The sequence below is a fragment of the Thalassotalea litorea genome, assembly GCF_043642205.1.
GTDB lineage: Bacteria > Pseudomonadota > Gammaproteobacteria > Enterobacterales > Alteromonadaceae > Thalassotalea_A > Thalassotalea_A litorea.
In genome coordinates, this window is record NZ_JBHZSG010000029.1 from 4,400 (window position 1) to 18,155 (window position 13,756).

Genomic DNA, 13,756 nt, shown 5'->3' on the forward strand with positions numbered 1-13,756 from the left:
ATCGCAGGTGCCTGCAGGGATGTAGGTATATCGATTATGTCAGGAACCGATAATCGATTCGCGGTACGGGTATATTAAGGGATGTAAGGTTGCCCGGTAGATATCAGGGAGTTGGTATATCGATAAAGCAACCGGTACAAAAAGTTAAAAATTAACATATGCAATCCGTGCATTGCAGACAGTGATAACGAGCAAGTCAAACGTAAAAGCGGTGGGCTCAGTTACCATTCAATGAATGATTGCCGCCGAAAGAAAAACAAGGATTATCAATGACCATTAACGTCGCTATTTTAGGTTGTGCCGGCCGCATGGGCCAAAACCTGTTAAGGGCTGCCATTGAAGCAGAGGATATTACACTGGTTGGCGGCACAGTCCGTCAAAATTCCACCTTAGTTGGTGCTGATGCAGGTGAGCTTTGTGGTATGAGCAACGCCAACGCGCCTATTACTTCTTCTATGGACGATTTACTGGCCGCTGATGTGTTTATTGATTTCACCGCGCCAGGCGCAACATTAAGTCACATTGACTGGTGCGCTACGCACGGCAAAGCTTTGCTTATAGGAACGACAGGCTTTGCTGAAGAAGAAGAACAGCGTATCCGGGAGTGGGGGAAAAAAATCCCTGTGGTTCTGGCTCCCAATACAAGCGTTGGTGTGAATTTGTTATTTAAGTTATTGCAAATTACCGCTCAGGCGATTGGCGACTATACTGATATAGAAATTTTTGAGGCTCACCATCGCTTCAAGAAAGATGCCCCATCAGGTACCGCAGTAAAAATGGGGCAGGTCATCGCCGATACGCTGGGTCGTAATTTAGATCAGTGTGCGGTTTATGGACGAGAAGGCATTACCGAAGAAAGAAAGGCCGATACCATAGGATTTGCAACCGTAAGGGCCGGTGACATCATTGGCGAGCATACGGCATTTTTTGCAGACTTGGGAGAACGTTTAGAGATCTCTCATAAAGCCACGTCAAGAATGACGTTTGCGATAGGCGCGATGCGTGCTGCGCGTTGGTTAAGTGATGCTGAAAATGGATTTTATGACATGCAAGACGTACTTGGACTGAAATAGATAATTGTTGTTTTTGGCGGTTTAGACAAGTTTTTTACCCGAAACCGTTAATTAGTTTTAATTTGTTATAGACGAACAGCTCTGTAACGCGTAAAATGCGCGGAATTTGCCAAAATTTAGCTTTTGGCATTAAATCCGCTCAATAATTGTTAAATATGTCTGGAAAAGCAGAGTATTTAGCGGTTATAGACTATTTCTTCACTATGGAGGTTAAATTGACTAAATCTGCCATCTTGGTGCTGGAAGACGGCACTATCTTTAAGGGCACTGCAATTGGTGCGACAGGGGCAGCCGTTGGCGAGGTTGTATTTAATACAGCTATGACAGGCTATCAAGAAATTCTTACCGATCCATCCTACGCTGAACAAATAGTCACTTTGACTTATCCTCATATCGGCAACACCGGTACCAATACAGAAGACGAAGAGTCTGCTGATATTTGGGCAAAAGGCCTGGTGATTCGTGACTTACCATTGCTTGCGAGCAATTTCCGCAGTGAACAGACCTTGTCTGAATACTTAATTGCCAATAATATCTTAGGCATTGCCGATATTGATACCCGTAAGTTGACTCGAATTTTACGAGAGAAAGGTGCGCAAAACGGCTGTATCATGGCTGGCGACGAGCTTGACCTTGATAAAGCACAAACCTTAGCAAAAGACTTCCCGGGCCTCAAAGGCATGGATCTTGCGAAAGTTGTGTCAACCAAAGAACAATACCAGTGGACCGAAGGGAGCTGGCAGTTGGGTCAGGGCCATGTTAGCCCTGCAGAATATCCACATCATGTTGTCGCTTATGATTTCGGCGCCAAGCGCAATATCCTGCGCATGTTGGCAGACCGCGGTTGTAAACTGACGGTAGTACCGGCGCAAACTCCGGCGGCAGACGTGTTGGCGATGAATCCGGACGGAATTTTCCTTTCTAATGGCCCGGGTGATCCCGAACCATGTGATTATGCCATTTCCGCAATACAATCATTTTTAGAAACCGACATTCCGGTATTTGGAATTTGTCTGGGACACCAATTATTAGGTCTGGCCTCTGGTGCCAACACCGTAAAAATGAAATTTGGTCACCATGGCGCAAACCATCCGGTTAAAGACATGGGCCGTGATGTGGTTATGATCACCTCACAAAACCACGGTTTTGCCGTTGATGAAGATACATTGCCAGCGAACCTGACCGCGACTCATAAGTCATTATTCGATGGTTCACTTCAGGGCATTCACCGCACAGACAAGCCGGCTTTCAGTTTCCAGGGACACCCGGAAGCGAGCCCAGGCCCACATGATGCGGCACCGTTATTCGATCATTTCATCGAATTAATCAACGACTATAAAGCCAAATAAGCGCCACAAACTGAATAGATAGAGTAGAAACATGCCAAAACGTACTGACATTAAAAGTATTCTTATTTTAGGGGCGGGTCCAATTGTTATTGGCCAAGCCTGTGAATTTGACTATTCGGGGGCTCAAGCCTGTAAAGCGCTTAGGGAAGAAGGTTACCGAGTTATTCTTGTAAACTCGAACCCGGCCACCATTATGACCGACCCCAACATGGCCGATGCTACTTACATTGAGCCAATCCATTGGGAAGTGGTTCGTCGCATCATCGAAAAAGAGCGTCCTGACGCCGTATTGCCTACCATGGGTGGTCAAACCGCGCTAAATTGTGCACTTGATTTAGAAAAACATGGTGTTCTTGAAGAATTCAATGTTGAAATGATTGGTGCTACTGCGGATGCGATTGATAAAGCGGAAGACCGTAACCGTTTTGATAAGGCGATGAAAAATATCGGCCTTGAAACTCCGCGTGCAGAAATCGTGCATACAATGGCGGAAGCCATTTCGACGTCAGAGCGCATCGGATTTCCATGTATTATCCGCCCTTCATTTACCATGGGTGGTACTGGTGGCGGTATCGCGTATAACCGCGAAGAATTTGAAGAAATTTGTACCCGTGGTCTGGACCTGTCGCCAACCAGTGAATTGTTGATTGATGAATCATTAATTGGCTGGAAAGAGTATGAAATGGAAGTGGTTCGCGACAAAAATGATAACTGTATTATCATTTGTGCGATTGAAAACTTTGACCCAATGGGGATTCATACCGGTGACTCTATCACCGTAGCGCCAGCTCAGACTCTGACCGATAAAGAATATCAAATCATGCGTAATGCCTCGTTGGCGGTGTTGCGTGAAATCGGTGTCGAAACCGGCGGTTCAAACGTTCAGTTTGGTATTGACCCAAAAACTGGTCGTATGGTTATCATTGAGATGAACCCGCGTGTATCTCGTTCATCGGCACTGGCATCAAAAGCAACGGGTTTCCCGATTGCCAAAATCGCAGCCAAATTGGCGGTTGGTTACACCCTCGATGAATTGAGCAATGATATTACCGGTGGTGCAACTCCAGCATCATTCGAGCCAACCATTGATTATGTTGTTACTAAGATCCCTCGCTTTAACTTTGAGAAGTTTGTCGGTGCAGAAGATCGCCTTACAACCCAGATGAAGTCGGTTGGTGAAGTTATGGCGATTGGCCGTAATCAGCAAGAATCGATGCAAAAGGCATTGCGTGGACTAGAAGTTGGCGCCCATGGTTTTGATCCCATCGTTGATGTGACTAAGCCCGGTGCAAAAACTACAATCATGCACGAACTTCAAGAAGCCGGCGCTGAGCGTATCTGGTACATCGCCGATGCCTTCCGTTTAGGTCTTAGCGTTGATGATGTGTTTAAAGCAACCAAAGTCGACCCTTGGTTCCTGGTTCAAATTGAAGACATTATTAAGCACGAACAGAAGGTTACCGAAGGTGGTATGGCGGGCTTAACCGTTGACTATCTGAAGCAATTGAAACGTAAAGGTTTCGCCGATATCCGTCTGGCAGAACTTATTGGTGTTTCTGAAGCGGAGATTCGTAAGAAACGTCACGGGGCAGAAATTTTCCCAGTCTACAAACGTGTCGATACCTGTGCGGCAGAATTTAGTTCTGACACAGCTTACATGTACTCAACTTACGATGAAGAATGTGAAGCGCAACCATCTGACCGAGATAAAATCATTATCCTTGGTGGTGGCCCTAACCGTATCGGTCAAGGTATTGAATTTGATTACTGTTGTGTGCATGCAGCGTTAGCGTTGCGTGAAGACGGTTATGAAACCATCATGGTTAACTGTAACCCGGAAACGGTTTCTACCGACTATGATACCTCTGATCGCTTGTACTTCGAGCCAGTAACGTTTGAAGATGTATTAGAAATCGTCCGTGTTGAAAAGCCTAAAGGCGTCATCGTTCAGTACGGTGGTCAAACACCACTGAAACTGGCCCGTGCGCTAGAAGCTGCCGGTGTACCAATTATCGGTACGTCTCCAGATGCTATCGACCGTGCTGAAGACCGTGAGCGTTTCCAACAAGCCGTTGACCGTCTTGATTTATTGCAACCTGAAAATGCCACGGTAACCTCATTAGAAGAAGCTGTCGCTAAAGCAAATGATATCGGTTTCCCAATGGTTGTTCGTCCTTCCTATGTTCTGGGTGGTCGTGCGATGGAAATCGTTTATGACGAGCAAGATTTACGTCGTTATATGAATGATGCGGTAAGCGTATCGAACGATTCGCCAGTGCTACTTGACCGCTTCCTTGACGATGCCATAGAAGTTGATATCGATGCGATGTGTGACGGCAAGGATGTTGTAATCGGTGGTATTATGCAACACATCGAGCAGGCAGGTGTTCACTCTGGTGACTCGGCTTGTTCGTTACCGGCATATAGCCTGAGTCAGGAAATTCAGGATGTGATGCGCGAACAGGTGACTAAACTGGCATTTGAGCTTGGCGTAATCGGTTTGATGAACACCCAGTTTGCGGTAAAAGACAACGAAGTATATTTGATTGAAGTGAATCCACGTGCTGCGCGTACTGTGCCATTCGTTTCCAAAGCAACCGGTGTACCGTTAGCGAAAATAGCTGCTCGCGTTATGTCTGGAAAATCATTAAAAGAGCAGGGCATAACCAAAGAAACTATCCCACCATTCTTTTCGGTTAAAGAAGTTGTGATCCCGTTTAACAAGTTCCACGGTGTAGACCCGCTTGTTGGGCCGGAAATGCGCTCTACCGGTGAGGTTATGGGGGTTGGTGATACGTTTGAAGAAGCCTATGCGAAAGCCAACCTTGGTGCTGGCGTTACGGTTCCTAAAACCGGGCGTGCTCTAATTTCCGTTCGTGATAGCGACAAAACCCGTGTGGTTGAGCTGGCGAAACAATTGATTGAATTGGGATACAAGCTGGATGCGACGCATGGCACCGCGGTAGTGCTTGGTGAAGCCGATGTCCAGGTTCGCTTAGTAAACAAAGTTCATGAAGGCCGTCCGCATATTCTTGATAGAATCAAGAACGGTGAGTACAGCTACATTATTAACACCACTGAAGGTCGCAAAGCCATTGAAGATTCTAAACAGCTTCGAGGCGGTGCATTACGTTATAAAGTTAATTATACTACGACGTTAAATGCTGCTTTTGCCGCTTGTATGGCGCACGCGGCTGATGACCGTAACAAGGTAACATCTATCCAAGAATTACATAAAAGGTGTCAATAATGAATACGTATCCGATGACCGTTCAGGGAGCCGATAAGCTTCGTGAAGAATTAAACTACTTAAAGTCTGTGCGTCGTCCTGAAATCGTTGCCTCGATTGCGGAAGCGCGTGAGCATGGTGATTTGAAAGAAAATGCCGAATATCATGCGGCGCGTGAAGAACAGGGGTTTTGTGAAGGTCGTATTCAGGAAATAGAAGGTAAATTGGGTAACGCTCAAATTATTGATATTTCTAAGATCCCAAACAATCACAAAGTGATTTTTGGTGTGACTGTTACGCTATTAAACATCGACACTGACGAAGAAGTTACGTACCAAATCGTTGGTGATGATGAGGCGAATATTAAAGAAAATCGTATTAGTGTGAGCTCACCTATAGCTCGCGCCCTGATTGGTAAAATGGTGGATAGTGAGGTCGAAGTCACGACACCAGGTGGTCAGGTTGAATATGAGATTATTGCCGTAGAGCACAAATAATTGAAAAAGGCGTCCGATGGACGCCTTTTTTTATTTGCCCCTAAAAACGCATCGCGCTCTGGGTTTGGTCGCCACTGCCCTGGTCTCCCAATCAATAGCTCCAATCAGTCATGCTAATCCGTTGTTTAAGTCAGTTGTTCTCTGATCACCCTGTCTATACCGTCTCGCTTTACAACCACGCTATGTGACTACTCTACGTCGCAATTCAATGCCGCTACAGGCTATTTCGGTATCGGCAAGCAAGGCCTTGTCTAAAAGCCTTTAAATTCTCACTGAGTGAGCAATAAGTTAATGTGATTGGTATTAAATGGGATTTTACAAAATTGACGGTCAATTTTTTCATTTACACTAATCTTTATGTATCCTTGATTCGTAACGTAATAAGAAAAATTTCCTTTTATACAAATACATGCGCTAATCCCGAGAGGTCCTAGTTTCTGTTTATGAAGAATTTATTGCTGTTGGTTTTGATATCCGCTTTTTGTTGCCAGTCTTTTGCCGAGGACGATCGAGGTCGTGGTAAAAATCGTGCTGAGGTGGAACCCTATGGATTCATTTATGGTATTGGTCTGAGTCTGAATAACGAATTGTATAAAGGTTATGACCGTCGATTTATTCCGTTGCCTGTCATTGGCTATCGTGGTGAGTCTTTTACCATCTATGGTCCTTTCGCAAATTACGATGTGTTTGAAACGGACAATATTGAGGTTTCATTAAAACTGGCGCCTAGATTCGCAGGGTTTGATGAAGATGACAGTTTTATATTTGAAGGCATGGAGGAGCGAAAATTTTCCATGGACGCGGGAGCCGGGGTAACTTGGCAAAAGAATGATTGGCGCTTCAATACCCAGGTTATGTTTGACGTGCTTGGACGGTCAAAGGGGTATGAGATCACCGCCGATTTTGGCAAGGTTTTAGTTTATGGGCCATTTTTTTTCGAGCCCAAAGTCGGGCTAAGCTACTTTGACAGTAATATGGCTAACTACTATTACGGGGTACGAGCCAACGAAGTTTCGGATATCCGAGCGTTCTATCAAGCGGACTCGTCAATTAACCCAACCGTTGGGGTAAGCTTTTTTACGCCGGTTCTATGGGGCGGTATAACCCGGCTAGGGCTAGAAAAGACTTGGTTTGGCGATTCCATCAAAGACAGTCCTCTGACCGATGAGTCGAGTCGGATTGATGTGTTCTTTGCGTATTCAAGACGCTTTTAATGCATCGACTCAAAAAATGTTCCATGGGAAATGCAACAAGGGCTGAGTTTCTATCCGCCAAGGAGACAAAAAAAGCGCATTGCGGCATGGCCACAAGCGCTTTTCTCGACATTGACACGATTCCTTACAATTTAGGAATGGCGATCTTTTTCTCTTCTGACTGACGATACAATACCAAGGTTTTGCCGATTACCTGCACTTTCGTTGCTTCGGTTTCACGGATGATTGCATCAACGATAAGCTGTTTAACTTCTCGGTCATCGGTCGGGATTTTAACCTTGATCAGCTCGTGATGATTCAGAGCATAATCAATTTCAGCGACAACGGCTTCGGTCAATCCATTGCTTCCTAAAAGGACTACAGGTTTGAGCGAATGAGCCATGCCTTTAAGGTACTGAATTTGTTTTTTATTTAGATTCATTAAAAAATTTCATGGTGGTTACTTGAATTCCCTATATTTTAACGCCATCTTGACAGTAATACTAATTTATCTATGCATTTAAATGAGTAAATCGAAGAAAGGAAAATTAAGCTCCAGTTCAAATCGCTGGATGCAGGAACACTTTGACGATGAATACGTCAAAAAGGCACAGAAACTGGGCTTGCGTTCGCGCGCCGTATTTAAAATTGAAGAAATTAATCAAAAAGATAAATTGATTAAGCCCGGCATGACCATTGTTGACTTAGGGGCAGCACCGGGTGGTTGGTCTGAATACGCGGCTAAAGTCGTGGGTGAGAGTGGTCATGTTGTGGCTTGCGATATCTTGCCTATGGATCCTCTGGTCGGTGTTGACTTTCTGCAAGGCGACTTTCGGGAAGATGCGGTGCTAGACACCTTATTAAACCGAATCGATGGTCGTAACGTAGATACGGTTATGTCTGATATGGCGCCTAATTTTAGTGGCAACGAAGCCACAGACCAGGCGCGAAGCATGTATTTGGTTGAGTTGGCACTCGATATGTGTAATCAGGTATTGAAACGAAACGGCAGTTTTGTCGTCAAAGTCTTTCAAGGGGAAGGCTTTGACCAGTTTGTAAAAGACGTTAGACAGGCGTTTACGACGGTTAAAACCCGAAAACCTGACTCCTCTCGGGCTCGTTCCAGAGAAGTTTATATAGTAGCTACTGGATACAAACTGTAGTAAAGTTAAGTATAAGTAACATCGCCCTTTATTTTATTTATCCTATTTTTCTAAGAGGCCATCAAGTTGAGCGATATGGTAAAAAACCTAATTTTGTGGTTAGTGATAGCCATCGTATTAATGTCTGTATTCCAAAGCTTCACACCAAGTAATGGAACAGATAGCAAGATTGACTATACAACCTTCATTAATGAAGTCACCCAAGGTCAGGTTCGCGACGTAAAAATTGAAAGTAATGGTGTGATCACTGGTACCAAACGTTCCGGTGGAACATTCACGACCCTAATTCCGACTCAGTATGATGACGGGCTACTTGATGATTTGATCAGCCACGACGTTAAAGTTGAAGGCGTGCCACCGGAAGAGCAGAGCCTGCTAGCCAGTATTTTTATTAACTGGTTCCCAATGCTGTTGTTGGTCGGTATCTGGATATTCTTTATGCGCCAGATGCAAGGCGGTGGTGGCAAGGGCGCTATGTCCTTCGGTAAGAGTAAAGCTCGATTGTTAAGCGATGATCAGATCAAAACCACATTTGCCGATGTTGCAGGTTGTGATGAAGCCAAAGAAGAAGTGGCTGAATTGGTCGACTATCTGCGTGACCCTTCAAAATTCCAGAAACTTGGTGGGCGTATTCCTTCAGGTGTCCTGATGGTCGGTCAGCCAGGTACGGGTAAAACCCTATTAGCAAAAGCCATTGCCGGTGAAGCCAAAGTTCCATTTTTCAGTATTTCTGGTTCCGACTTCGTAGAAATGTTTGTCGGTGTTGGTGCGTCTCGTGTTCGCGATATGTTTGACCAGGCGAAAAAATCGGCTCCTTGTATTATTTTCATCGATGAGATCGATGCCGTTGGTCGCCAGCGTGGTGCTGGTCTTGGTGGTGGTCACGATGAGCGTGAGCAAACCCTCAACCAAATGTTGGTTGAAATGGACGGTTTTGAAGGTAACGAAGGCGTAATCGTTATCGCTGCAACTAACCGCCCGGATGTATTGGACCCGGCATTGCTACGTCCTGGTCGTTTTGACCGTCAGGTTACGGTAGGCTTGCCAGATATTCGTGGTCGTGAACAGATCCTTAAAGTACATATGCGCAAAGTACCTCTTGGTGATGACGTAGATGCCGCGGTTATTGCCCGTGGTACGCCAGGTTTCTCTGGTGCTGATTTAGCCAATTTAGTGAACGAAGCGGCATTATTCGCTGCGCGAACCAGTCGACGTTTGGTGTCTATGGCGGAATTTGATAAAGCTAAAGACAAGATCATGATGGGTGCAGAACGCCGTTCTATGGTGATGAGCGAGTCTGAGAAAGAGATGACTGCTTACCATGAAGCTGGTCACGCGATTGTTGGTCGTATGGTGCCTGAGCATGATCCGGTTTATAAAGTAAGTATTATTCCTCGTGGACGTGCGTTAGGGGTTACTATGTACTTACCAGAGCAGGATCGGGTAAGTCACTCAAAAATGCACCTGGAAAGCATGATATCCAGCCTTTACGGTGGTCGTATCGCTGAAGAAATTATTTATGGTGCGGAAAAGGTTTCCACCGGTGCTTCGAATGATATCGAACGCGCCACTGAAATCGCCCGTAAAATGGTTACCCAATGGGGTCTGTCTGATAAGATGGGACCGATGCTTTATGCCGATGAAGAAGGCGAAGTATTCCTTGGCCGAACGGCAGCCAAATCTAAGCATATGTCCGATGATACTGCCAAAGATATTGATGAAGAAATTCGTGCCTTTATCGAGCGTAACTACAAGCGTGCTGAAGATATCCTGAAGAACAATATGGATATTCTCCATGCGATGAAAGATGCGTTGATGAAGTATGAAACCATCGACGCCGCGCAAATCGACGATTTGATGGCGCGTGTCGAAGTTCGGGCTCCGAAAGGCTATGGTGACGAAAACAGTTCTGGTACACCACCAAGTGGCTCTGCCAGTGCAACAGTGGATGTGAATAAACCGGACGATATCCCGGCTAACTAGTTGAACAATATCTAAAGCCCTCGCGATTGCGGGGGCTTTTTTTTAGATTAATTCGCGTTCTGGCCTTTATAAATCAGGTATATCCACTTAAAATTATCGTTAGGGATAATGACAGTCAGCGACTGCTTACGGCTATTTACGATTGAGCTGGTGTGCTGATAAGACATAACAATAATTCGGACATGACAGTCAAACAACTTACCTTCAAACATCAAATACTGGATCTAACCACGCCAAAAATCATGGGGATTTTAAATGTAACCCCGGATTCATTTTCTGACGGTGGCCAGTTTACCCATATCGATGCTGCCCTTAAACAGGCCGAGCAAATGATCCTTGATGGCGTTGCCATCATCGATATCGGCGGCGAGTCGACTCGCCCCGGAGCAAAAGAGGTTTGCGTTGCTGATGAACTGGACCGGGTCATTCCGCTGATTAAGGCAATTAAACATCGCTTCGATGTTCTGGTATCCATTGATACCAGTAAAGCCGAAGTGATGGCGGCAGCTGCAGATGCCGGTGTTGACCTGATTAACGACGTACGGGCACTGCAAAACCCGGGTTGTATCGAAGTGGCCGCAAAAACCCAATTACCCGTTTGTCTGATGCATATGCAGGGTATGCCTCGCACCATGCAGAATAACCCTCAATATGATGATGTGGTCGAAGATATCACGCAATTTTTTATCGAGCGTATTCAAGTGTGCGAACAAGCTGGGATCAAACGTGAAAATATTATTCTTGATCCCGGCTATGGGTTTGGTAAGACCCTGGAGCAAAATTATCAAATGCTTGCCAATCAAAAAAAACTACTGGCATTACATTTGCCGGTTCTGGCAGGAATTTCTCGTAAATCTATGATTGGAAACTTATTAAATCGCCCGGTAGCGCAACGACTGGCGGGTAGTTTGTCGGCGGCAGTGATAGCTGCAATGAATGGTGCGAGCATCATTCGGGTTCATGATGTGCAAGAAACCGCCGATGCAATTAACGTATTAAATGCAACGCAAAAGGAGAGCCGTTAGTGGGTTCAAGAAAATATTTTGGTACCGATGGGGTACGTGGCTTAGTTGGTAAAGCGCCGATTTCACCTGAATTTGTTATGAAGCTGGGCTGGGCCGCAGGTAAAGTCTTGGCCACCAGTGGCACCAAAAAAGTGATGATAGGTAAGGATACCCGGATCTCGGGATATATGCTTGAATCTGCGTTGGAAGCGGGGTTTAGTGCAGCCGGCATTGATATCGGCCTGATGGGACCGATGCCAACCCCAGCGGTCGCTTACCTGACCAAAACATTCCGTGCTGAAGCTGGGATTGTGATCAGTGCATCCCACAATCCTTATTATGACAATGGCATTAAGTTCTTCTCCAACGACGGAGAAAAATTACCAGATGACATCGAACTTGCTATCGAGAAGATGATCGATGAACCGATGGATTGTGTTGAGTCCGCAAAATTAGGAAAAGCGGTTCGGATTAATGATGCGGCAGGCCGTTACATTGAGTTTTGTAAAAGTAATTTCCCAACGCCATTATCGCTAAAAGGGCTGAAACTGGTTGTCGATTGTGCAAACGGTGCAACCTATCACATTGCCCCGAATGTATTTAGAGAGCTTGGTGCCAATGTTATCGAATATGCGACAAAACCCGATGGCATCAATATTAATGATGAGTGTGGCGCAACATCGATGGCAAATGTTAGCCGGTTAGTGGTAGAGCATGAAGCGGACTTGGGTATTGCGTTGGATGGTGATGGTGACCGTTTAATGATGGTGGATCACTTAGGCAATGTTATCGATGGCGATGAATTGATCTTTATTATCGCCCGAGCGGCACAACTTCGAGGTCAGTTAGAAGGCGGTGTCGTTGGTACCTTGATGAGTAATATGGGCCTTGAACTGGCATTACAAAAACTTGATATTCCATTTGAACGCGCCAATGTTGGTGACCGTTATGTGATGGAAAAGCTAAAGGCCAATAACTGGCAGTTAGGCGCAGAAAACTCAGGTCATATCATAAATCTGAATTGTACTTCTACCGGTGATGGGATAGTCGCGGCCCTCAATGTATTGCAGGCGATTCAAGAATCAGGTAAAAACCTGTTCACCTTGCGCCAGGGCATGCAGAAACTTCCGCAATTGCTGGTAAATGTGCGCTTTGTTGAAGGTAGCGATCCGCTAGCGGATGCAGCCGTGCAACAACAGGTGAAAACCGTCGAGCAGCAACTTAGCGGACGAGGTCGGGTGTTGTTACGTAAATCCGGTACCGAGCCTTTAGTCAGAGTCATGGTTGAAGGCCCGGATGCGGCAGAAGTGAAAACGCTGGCCGAATCTATTGCCGACAAGGTACGTGCTGTTTAATCAGCGCATACCTTCTCACAAACACCCAACCTGCAACCCATGTAAACAAATTGTTTGTCTTTTAAGCAAATAAACCGTGATGTGATTTATTCACTTGTATCTTGTTTGCAGGTTCGTTAATATCTCGCCACTTAATAAGGGAAGCGATTATGCACAGAAAAACGATTGTTGCCGCTAACTGGAAAATGAACGGGGATAACTCGTTGATTAGCGACATGACGACGGCATTAAATGCCATCACCATCAGTGATGAGCAGCAAGTCATCATCTGTCCTCCAGCGCCTTATTTAGGGACCTTGTCTCAGGCAAATACCAATCGCCGAGTGGCAATTGGTGGCCAAAATATCAGTGAGCAGTTAAAAGGTGCATTGACAGGTGAAGTTTCAGCTTTAATGCTGAAAGATTTATCGGTACAATACGTCATTGTTGGTCATTCAGAGCGTCGCAGTTTATTTGCGGAAACCTCTGAACTTGTCGCTGAAAAAGCCAAACTTGCGTTGGCCCAGGGACTAACACCAATCGTTTGTATTGGTGAAAGCGAACAGGAGCGAGAAGGTGGGCATACTGAGCAAGTATTATCCCAGCAGTTAGCTCCGGTATTGACTGCTTTAGAAAGTAATGAATTATCTGACGTTGTTTTTGCCTATGAGCCGGTTTGGGCAATAGGTACAGGAAAAACAGCGTCCGCTGAGATGGCTCAGCAAACGCATCGCTTTATCCGCGAATATATTGCAGCAACAGACGCCGATGTGGCAGAAAAGGTTGCGATTTTATATGGTGGCAGTGTTAATGCTGGTAATTACCAGGAACTGTTTTCCCAGACGGATATTGACGGCGGCCTTATTGGCGGTGCGAGTTTAAAAGTAGAAGAGTTTAAGACAATCTGCGCTGCAGAATAAAGGATTCATTC

The 13,756-nt window shown here is 45.5% G+C and carries 11 protein-coding genes; 10 read left to right on the forward strand and 1 reads right to left on the reverse strand.

All coding sequences use genetic code 11. The features are described 5' to 3' along the window. Window positions 1–269 precede the first annotated feature (269 nt). From dapB to ACHUFQ_RS12260, 5 genes are all read left to right on the forward strand, one after another. Complete coding sequence (dapB, locus tag ACHUFQ_RS12240) at window positions 270–1,073, forward strand: 4-hydroxy-tetrahydrodipicolinate reductase (protein ID WP_394175948.1); 804 nt, start codon at window positions 270–272, stop codon at window positions 1,071–1,073. A gap of 215 nt (window positions 1,074–1,288) precedes the next feature. Next, window positions 1,289–2,422, forward strand: coding sequence for a glutamine-hydrolyzing carbamoyl-phosphate synthase small subunit (gene carA, locus ACHUFQ_RS12245; protein WP_394175950.1), 1,134 nt, complete (start codon window positions 1,289–1,291; stop codon window positions 2,420–2,422). A 31-nt stretch (window positions 2,423–2,453) separates the two neighbouring features. Next, a complete protein-coding gene (gene carB, locus ACHUFQ_RS12250) occupies window positions 2,454–5,672 on the forward strand; it encodes a carbamoyl-phosphate synthase large subunit (RefSeq protein WP_394175952.1) in 3,219 nt (1,072 codons plus the stop codon). Then, complete coding sequence (gene greA, locus ACHUFQ_RS12255) at window positions 5,672–6,148, forward strand: transcription elongation factor GreA (RefSeq protein WP_394175954.1); 477 nt, start codon at window positions 5,672–5,674, stop codon at window positions 6,146–6,148. The genes carB and greA overlap by 1 nt, the downstream gene beginning before the upstream one ends. A 443-nt stretch (window positions 6,149–6,591) precedes the next feature. Beyond that, window positions 6,592–7,362, forward strand: a complete 771-nt coding sequence (locus ACHUFQ_RS12260; protein WP_394175956.1) for a MipA/OmpV family protein — start codon at window positions 6,592–6,594, stop codon at window positions 7,360–7,362. Between the two features lie 124 nt (window positions 7,363–7,486). Here ACHUFQ_RS12260 and yhbY read toward each other — a convergent pair whose 3' ends face one another. Beyond that, window positions 7,487–7,783 carry a ribosome assembly RNA-binding protein YhbY gene (yhbY, locus tag ACHUFQ_RS12265; RefSeq protein ID WP_394175958.1) on the reverse strand — a complete coding sequence of 99 codons (297 nt, stop codon included), beginning with the start codon at window positions 7,781–7,783 and terminating at the stop codon, window positions 7,487–7,489. Between the two features lie 82 nt (window positions 7,784–7,865). On the opposite strand from yhbY, the gene rlmE reads away from it, so the two are divergent. The 5 genes from rlmE to tpiA all read left to right on the forward strand — a co-directional run bounded on the left by rlmE (window position 7,866) and on the right by tpiA (window position 13,745). Further along, complete coding sequence (gene rlmE / locus ACHUFQ_RS12270) at window positions 7,866–8,504, forward strand: 23S rRNA (uridine(2552)-2'-O)-methyltransferase RlmE (RefSeq protein ID WP_394175959.1); 639 nt, start codon at window positions 7,866–7,868, stop codon at window positions 8,502–8,504. Window positions 8,505–8,570: 66 nt separating this feature from the next. Then, window positions 8,571–10,487, forward strand: coding sequence for an ATP-dependent zinc metalloprotease FtsH (ftsH, locus tag ACHUFQ_RS12275; protein WP_394175961.1), 1,917 nt, complete (start codon window positions 8,571–8,573; stop codon window positions 10,485–10,487). A 182-nt stretch (window positions 10,488–10,669) separates the two neighbouring features. After that, on the forward strand, window positions 10,670–11,512 hold the full coding sequence (folP, locus tag ACHUFQ_RS12280; RefSeq protein ID WP_394175963.1) for a dihydropteroate synthase: 843 nt from the start codon (window positions 10,670–10,672) through the stop codon (window positions 11,510–11,512). Then, window positions 11,512–12,846: a phosphoglucosamine mutase gene (gene glmM, locus ACHUFQ_RS12285; RefSeq protein WP_394175964.1), complete on the forward strand. Its 1,335-nt coding sequence runs from the start codon at window positions 11,512–11,514 to the stop codon at window positions 12,844–12,846. The genes folP and glmM overlap by 1 nt, the downstream gene beginning before the upstream one ends. A gap of 149 nt (window positions 12,847–12,995) precedes the next feature. Beyond that, window positions 12,996–13,745: a triose-phosphate isomerase gene (tpiA, locus tag ACHUFQ_RS12290; RefSeq protein WP_394175966.1), complete on the forward strand. Its 750-nt coding sequence runs from the start codon at window positions 12,996–12,998 to the stop codon at window positions 13,743–13,745. Window positions 13,746–13,756: the final 11 nt, after the last annotated feature.